The following is a 6,635-nucleotide window of genomic DNA, read 5'->3' as shown; positions in this document are numbered from 1 at the left end:
TAAGAAAAGCCCTATCACATTTACGAAACTTTGTTCAGTTTTCAAAGGACTACCTTTGCCATAAGACAACTTAATCAGTATATCTCGCAGACAAGTGATTGTCAACAACTAATTTTCAGTGATGAATAATTATTCACGCTTCTGAGCGTTAGCTTGTTGGTGAGAAGCAATCGCTCCTCGTGACAACAACAAGTATCTTACCAGCTTTTGCTAGGGCTCGTCAACAATTTTCTCGACTTTTTTTGAACGAATAAGCGAGTCCGAATAAGGCCGAAACAAATGCCTAGAGAATGAATATTCAGCCAGGGTTTTCCCGAACGAAAGATTTAAAATTGCATTTAATGTTAATAAAAAAGCAGGCCAGCTACTTTTAGCTGATCTACTTATCTAGACGGTCAAGATATTCATCGACCCAATCTTGCAAGTGATTGGCGATAGGGGCAAAACCAGTATGCACTTTGCGCGTGGTCCAATAATGCTTCCGCCGCCGAAACGTCGTCATTTCTGGCGCCGGCATCAAAGCACGCAGCGATAGTGAGATCTTGCCTGAAAATTCATCGATGTCCAAAATCACAACAGATAAAGTTTGCCCGATGTGAAAATGGCTATTCAATGATTTGACGAAACCATGTTGGCATTCTGAAATATGCACGAGACCTTGGGTGTGATCATCTAATAGTACAAACACCCCATAAGGCTGGATCCCAGTCACTTTGCCTTCAATGATATCGCCGATGCGATAATTCATTTATTCGCTGATGGTGACGGAATTGATCAAAATGTCTTCAGCTGGCTTGTCGCCTGGCAAGGTATTGCACTTGCTGATCGTATCGACAACATCTTCACCGGCTAACACTTGACCAAACACAGTGTGGCGATGATCTAACCACGGCGTGCCGCCATTTTTGTACGCTTCAATAATTGGTTCTGGATAACCAGCTTGTGGCATTTGAGCGGCCATTTGCGGATTAAGGTGTTCATTAGAAACGATGAAAAACTGAGAACCGTTAGTATTTGGACCGGCATTGGCCATCGACAAGGCCCCTTTGATGTTGAAAAGCACATTTGAGAACTCATCTTCAAAAGGTTGGCCCCAAATACTTTCACCACCAGCACCAGTGCCAGTTGGATCGCCACCTTGGATCATGAAGTCCGCGATCACGCGATGAAATGAAACGCCATCGTAGTAACCTTTCTTGGCAAGGCCTAAGAAGTTCTCAACGGTTTTGGGCGCTTGATCTTTGAACAATGCAAAAGTCACGTCCCCTTGGGTAGTATGCAAGGTCGCTTTAGGCCCTGCAAAGTTGGCTAAGTCTAATTGTGGGTACATAATTGCCTCCTAAAAGATTAATCTTACCTATTGTAACCGATGAATGACGCAATTGCGACGGGTGATAGTCGCAAGCCGGTAAATATGTTAACGTAAAGCTATTAATTAATCCGTTTGGAGGATCCATTTTGACAACACCTATTTATGATATGACTGTGATCGGCGGCGGGCCGGTCGGGATGTTTGCCGCTTTTTATGCCGGCTTACACAGCGCAAAAGTTTTATTATTGGAAAGTTTAGCTGAACTTGGCGGCCAACCAGGCAATTTGTATCCGGCCAAAGTGCTTTATGATATCGGCGGCTATCCGAATATCTCCGGGCAAAAACTCGTCGAACAGTTGGAAACGCAAGTCGCCCATTTCAAGCCCACCATTCAAACTGCCACTAATGTCCAAACCATCACCAAAACGGATGAAGGCTTTACGCTAGAAACCACCAACGGGACTTATCAAAGCAAATCCGTGATCATCGCTACTGGCGGCGGCGCCTTTACCCCACGCAAACTCGCCGTTGACTACGATCCCGCACTTGACGATAAACTGGTCAATTATTTTGTCCGCGACTTAAATAGCTTTAAAGATCTCGATGTTGCCATTGCTGGCGGCGGCGATTCAGCCATTGATTGGGCGCTTGCCATCGCACCGATTGCCAAAAGTGTGCACCTGATCCACCGGCGCAATCAATTCCGGGGGTTGGCGTCAAGTGTTGAACAACTTAAAGCCAGCTCCGTCGTGTTGCACACCCCTTATTTGATCGATAGCGTCGAGGCTGACGGCAAACGCGGCAATATCAGTTTGAAAGAAGTCCGCGGCGACAATACCGAAGCGCTCAATGTCGACAAACTGTTAGTCAACTACGGCTTTATGAGCGAAAACAGGCAGTTACGCAATTGGGGCTTAGAACTGGAACACAATCAAATCAAAGTCGATTCCAAAATGCGCACCAATATTGAAGGAATTTATGCCATTGGCGATGTGGTGACTTATCCTGGTAAATTAAAGCTGATTGCCTCAGGTTTCGGTGAAGCACCAACTGCGATCAATGAAGATCTGCAAGCCTTGTATCCAGACCGCCGCCAACCCACTCACAGTACTCAGCTTTACCACTAAGGAGTGTCAATATGACAAATGAAGAACGCTTAGAACAACATACCCATGACCTCTTAACCGAACGTGGTGTTTCTATAGAAGCGATCGGCGAACTGGTCATGTTTCTCCAAGAAAAATTTATCCCGGATCTAACCCTTGAGCAAGCCTGCGAAAACGTCAATATCGTATTGCGTAAGCGTGAAGTCCAAAACGCCGTAATGACCGGCATTCAACTGGATAAGCTGGCCGAAGCCGGTCAGCTTGAAGAACCTTTGGAAAATATTATCGCCGAAGACGAAGGGTTATACGGGGTCGATGAGATCTTGGCGTTTGCCATCGTCAACGTCTATGGTTCCATCGGCTTTACCAACTATGGCTACATCGATCGGGTCAAACCTGGGATCCTCGCCAAACTCAATGCGCATGAGCCTGGGATCATTCATACCTTTTTGGATGATCTGGTTGGCGCTATTGCTGCGGCAGCTGCCAGTCGCTTGGCCCACGCCCATCCAGAGCTGGAAGATGACAATTACTAAAGTTTCATCAAAAGTTGCCCCAACTTGCTGAAAATCGCCTATAATGAAGAAACTACGAAAAAGGAGTCGGGTATGCAACTGATCGATTTTATTTTACACATTGATGAGCACTTGGTTTATATTGTGAATGATTTTGGGAATTGGACCTATTTAATTTTATTCGCGATGGTATTTATTGAAACTGGGGTCGTCATTTTCCCCTTCCTACCAGGTGATTCGCTACTGTTCGCTGCTTGTGCCTTGGCTGCAAACTCGGCTTACCACTTGAACGTCTGGCTGTTCTTCGGCCTATTCTTAGCGGCAGCGGTGATCGGCGATACGGTCAACTACGAAATTGGCAAACACGTTGGCCTAGCCGCGTCGAACTCAAGCATCTTCGGGCGTTTGATCAATCGCGAAAAATTGGCTTCAGCCGAGCACTTCTTCAATAAACATGGCGGCAAAACGATTGCCATTGCACGTTTCATGCCACTGATCAGAACCTTTGCACCATTTGTGGCCGGTGGTTCGAACATGCATTATGGCAAATTCATCCACTACAACTTATTAGGTGGGTTCTTGTGGGTCACCATGTGCTGTGCGTTAGGCTTCTTCTTTGGTAACGTCCCGTTTGTCAAAGCGCACTTCTCAGTGGTCGTTCTTGGCATCATCGCCATTTCCTTGATTCCAGTGATTGTTACGGCGCTGCGCAGTCGCAAACCTGCAGCTGAATAATTTAAAAAAACCGCCACCTCAAAATTTTCTGGGTGGCGGTTTTTGCAAGCTTTTAGATAACCTCAAACAAGGCCTTGTCCGCTATACTAGAACCACAAGAAAGTAGGTGGCTTATGTTAGTCCCATATGAAACAGTCAAAATGTACTTCGCTTATCCGATTTTTGTTGTCGGTTATCAAGACGCAGACTTCGGCGCCAATCTCACCACATGCAGCTCCAGCTACAGCCTCGGCGACATGTTTTGCTTTGGCCTGGGTGGCACAGGACACGCTGCCGCCCAAATCCAAGCAACTAAGCGCTGCACCATCAGCTTCTTTGGCCCCGAATACTTAAAGCAGCTCGAATATACCGGCTTTCATCATGCCCAAGATAAACTGCATGAAAGTGGCTTGGCTTATCACCTCAAAACTGGCTTACCCATCTTAGAAGATGCTTCGGTGGTGTTGACGTTAAATATCGATTCTGCGACCGCGGTGCACGGTGCAATCAACTTCGTCGCGACCATCCAACAACGTTTAGTGCAAGAATCAAAGTTGCAAGCTGGTAAAATGGACGTGACTCAATTGAACCCACCGCTGTTTGCTGGCGACGGTCATCAGCGGGTCTATCGCCAATTATCTGATCAAGTAGCATCACTTGGGGCTTTCACCAAGGTCTAAAAAGCAGTCGCTTCGCCTTTTATGCGAAACGACTGCCTTTTTTATAAACGCGCGTCTTTACGACCCCGCCAAATTCCATAAATCATGACGACTTCAAAACCGATCAACGCAATGGCAAAACACGCTGAGAAGAAATCTTCAGGCAAAACATTGATGATCGGATCCACTGCAGGATCAAACAGCCAATCATCATTGCGAAACAGCACTTCATGGAATTTGATGAACACCGCGTTGAAGTTCACAGCCATTAAAGCCCCAAGCACAATGGGCACCACGGCGCCGATTTGAAAACTGCGCACCATTTGCCACCGCTCACGGCGTTTGGCCAGTTGCCGCCAAGCTTGCACCCCTGGGATCACTGTGATTAAAAATACCACAATGTCAAAGATAAACAGCTTGCGCACATCAGCAAAATGCGTCGCCCCACTCACAGAATCTTTAAAATCGAGCATATGTAGCTTCGGGATCCAAGGTAATTGTAAATACGCCATCAGTTGGACATAGTTGTGATACAGCCGCCCAAACGGCAAGCCACTAGCTCGCGTCAGGCCATCTTTTACCACAAAAATCGGAAACAGCACGTAGGTGAGTAACACGGTTCCCCATACCACGCCTGAAATGATCAATAACCACAAGGCGACTTTTTGCCACCAGCGCATGGCTTATACCTCCCAGTCTGCTAAGCTTTCGACTTGATGCGTCGGTTGGATCTTTTGCGCCGCAACGAATTCATGCGTTGAAATCCCGGTATACACCAGCAATTGATCGATGTTGGCATTGATCCCTGCTTGGATGTCAGTTTTATAGTTATCGCCGACCATCACCACTTCATCGCGCGCCAAGCCCATGCGGCGTAACCCTTGTTCCATGATGATTTTTTCTGGCTTACCAATGTAAAACGCCTTTTGTTGGGTGCTGCGTTCAACTAACGCGATCACAGAACCGGCCCCAGGCACATGGCCGCGTTCATTAGGCAAGTTGGTGTCAGCGTTGGTGCCGATAAACTTACCGCCGCGTTGGATGGCCAGTGTTGCCAGTTCAAACTTGTGATAAGTCACATCATAGTCCAAACCGACCACCACATATTCAGGATCAAACTCATTGAAGGTCAAGCCGACATCAAGCATCGCTTGTTTCAAACCAATTTCGCCGATCACATAAACTGAGTTGCCATGCGCGTCGCCGCCGCAGTCTTGTTGGATCCAAGCCGCCGTGGCCAAACTTGGCGTATAAACCTGTTCAGGCGTGGCATGAATGTCGTGATTTTCCGCTAAATTCTTGCACACCGCGGCTGGTGATTTGGTGGTGTTATTGGTTAAAAATAAAAAAGGGATCTGGGCTTTTTGCAGGCGTTCTACGAAGTCTTTGGCTTCAGGAATGCGTTCGCGCCCACGATAAACCGTCCCGTCTAAATCGATCATGTAACCAGAATATTTCAAGCTGTGCCCCTACTTTTCATTAGATTCACGCTGGCGGATCGTAAAATGCCGCTTACGTGGTTGACTTGGTGCCACCGTTTCTGCATGATGCTGCTTTTTGGCAGGATCTGCCACTGCTTGGCGCCGTTCTTGATATGGTTTCTTATTATTGTTGTTGCGCCGACGCGAGCGCCCACGCTCATTGCGGCCTTTATGCTTCGGCTTCGGTGCTGGCGCATCTAAGCGTTGCAACACAAAGTAAGCACAGCCAAAATTACAGTATTCATTGATGTAATCCATCAACGTCGCGATGGTTTGGCCTTTGGTGGCATGGCGGCTGTCATTGGCGTAAAAACCTTTCAAGCGCAATTGGTCATAACCCCAGTCGCCGACAACAAAATCGTACTTATCCAACACATCTGTATAACGCACGGCAAAAGCCGACACGTCAAAAGGCTGCTTGTGCAACAACACGATTTTGTACCGCCGAGAATCAATGGTGATCATATCATCTGCGACTTGCGCCACTGCAACTAACGGTAACTCCACGCGTGGTGGGGTTTGCTCATCAGGTGTTTTTTTAGGCATCTGACAACCTCCTTTCATAATGATTAAGTATAACACTATCGCGCCAACCAACGAAACCACCCGCGCTGTCCGACAGCGTAAGTGTGTCTTTGCTTTTTCAGTTAGCTATACCAATAAGCCTAGCGGGACGAAAATCCGTGTGTTCCGACAAAAAGTGCTCCGGCGGGCTGGTCATGGCGACCGAAGTAGCGCAATAGCGCGAATCGGAGCACTTTTTCTCTCCACCCACAGATTTTCTTCGATGTTATAACCAGCTTCCGATGAAGCACGCTCACGTTATCACATGTTTCACCACATTAATG

Annotated in this window: 9 protein-coding genes; 4 read left to right on the top strand and 5 right to left on the bottom strand. The window is 47.2% G+C overall.

The window, feature by feature from the left end; genetic code table 11:
• Positions 1–379: 379 nt before the first annotated feature.
• Positions 380–748, bottom strand: a complete 369-nt coding sequence (locus FD01_RS04315) for a CvfD/Ygs/GSP13 family RNA-binding post-transcriptional regulator (protein WP_054716034.1) — start codon at positions 746–748, stop codon at positions 380–382.
• Positions 749–1,333, bottom strand: a complete 585-nt coding sequence (locus FD01_RS04310) for a peptidylprolyl isomerase (RefSeq protein ID WP_054716030.1) — start codon at positions 1,331–1,333, stop codon at positions 749–751.
• 146 nt (positions 1,334–1,479) lie between these two features.
• On the opposite strand from FD01_RS04310, the gene FD01_RS04305 reads away from it, so the two are divergent.
• The 4 genes from FD01_RS04305 to FD01_RS04290 all read left to right on the top strand — a co-directional run bounded on the left by FD01_RS04305 (position 1,480) and on the right by FD01_RS04290 (position 4,327).
• Positions 1,480–2,439 (top strand): NAD(P)/FAD-dependent oxidoreductase, encoded by a 960-nt coding sequence (locus FD01_RS04305; protein WP_056962806.1) that lies wholly within the window; start codon positions 1,480–1,482, stop codon positions 2,437–2,439.
• Between the two features lie 11 nt (positions 2,440–2,450).
• Complete coding sequence (locus tag FD01_RS04300; RefSeq protein WP_054716027.1) at positions 2,451–2,954, top strand: phosphatidylglycerophosphatase A family protein; 504 nt, start codon at positions 2,451–2,453, stop codon at positions 2,952–2,954.
• Positions 2,955–3,026: 72 nt separating this feature from the next.
• Entirely contained in the window at positions 3,027–3,668 is a 642-nt protein-coding gene (locus tag FD01_RS04295; protein ID WP_056962803.1) for a VTT domain-containing protein, read from the top strand.
• A gap of 113 nt (positions 3,669–3,781) precedes the next feature.
• Entirely contained in the window at positions 3,782–4,327 is a 546-nt protein-coding gene (locus tag FD01_RS04290) for a flavin reductase family protein (RefSeq protein ID WP_054716024.1), read from the top strand.
• 41 nt (positions 4,328–4,368) lie between these two features.
• On the opposite strand, the gene FD01_RS04285 is transcribed toward FD01_RS04290, so the two are convergent.
• From FD01_RS04285 to FD01_RS04275, 3 genes are read right to left on the bottom strand one after another with little or no spacing between them, the layout of a single operon-like run.
• A complete protein-coding gene (locus FD01_RS04285) occupies positions 4,369–4,986 on the bottom strand; it encodes a TIGR01906 family membrane protein (RefSeq protein ID WP_054716021.1) in 618 nt (205 codons plus the stop codon).
• 3 nt (positions 4,987–4,989) lie between these two features.
• On the bottom strand, positions 4,990–5,766 hold the full coding sequence (locus tag FD01_RS04280) for a TIGR01457 family HAD-type hydrolase (RefSeq protein WP_056962801.1): 777 nt from the start codon (positions 5,764–5,766) through the stop codon (positions 4,990–4,992).
• Between the two features lie 9 nt (positions 5,767–5,775).
• Positions 5,776–6,333 (bottom strand): YutD family protein, encoded by a 558-nt coding sequence (locus FD01_RS04275; protein WP_054716018.1) that lies wholly within the window; start codon positions 6,331–6,333, stop codon positions 5,776–5,778.
• Between the last annotated feature and the right edge of the window lie 302 nt (positions 6,334–6,635).

Origin of the sequence: Lacticaseibacillus manihotivorans DSM 13343 = JCM 12514 (assembly GCF_001435035.1) — a bacterium.
Lineage (GTDB): Bacteria > Bacillota > Bacilli > Lactobacillales > Lactobacillaceae > Lacticaseibacillus > Lacticaseibacillus manihotivorans.
This window is presented reverse-complemented; position numbering and strand designations above follow the sequence as displayed.

What these genes read in the sequence shown, in the direction of transcription:
- FD01_RS04300 (WP_054716027.1), top strand. Translation starts at nt 2,451, where the DNA reads ATGACAAATGAAGAACGCTTAGAACAACATACCCATGACCTCTTAACC.
- FD01_RS04295 (WP_056962803.1), top strand. Translation starts at nt 3,027, where the DNA reads ATGCAACTGATCGATTTTATTTTACACATTGATGAGCACTTGGTTTAT.
- FD01_RS04285 (WP_054716021.1), bottom strand. Translation starts at nt 4,986, where the DNA reads ATGCGCTGGTGGCAAAAAGTCGCCTTGTGGTTATTGATCATTTCAGGC.
- FD01_RS04315 (WP_054716034.1), bottom strand. Translation starts at nt 748, where the DNA reads ATGAATTATCGCATCGGCGATATCATTGAAGGCAAAGTGACTGGGATC.
- FD01_RS04275 (WP_054716018.1), bottom strand. Translation starts at nt 6,333, where the DNA reads ATGCCTAAAAAAACACCTGATGAGCAAACCCCACCACGCGTGGAGTTA.
- FD01_RS04305 (WP_056962806.1), top strand. Translation starts at nt 1,480, where the DNA reads ATGACTGTGATCGGCGGCGGGCCGGTCGGGATGTTTGCCGCTTTTTAT.
- FD01_RS04290 (WP_054716024.1), top strand. Translation starts at nt 3,782, where the DNA reads ATGTTAGTCCCATATGAAACAGTCAAAATGTACTTCGCTTATCCGATT.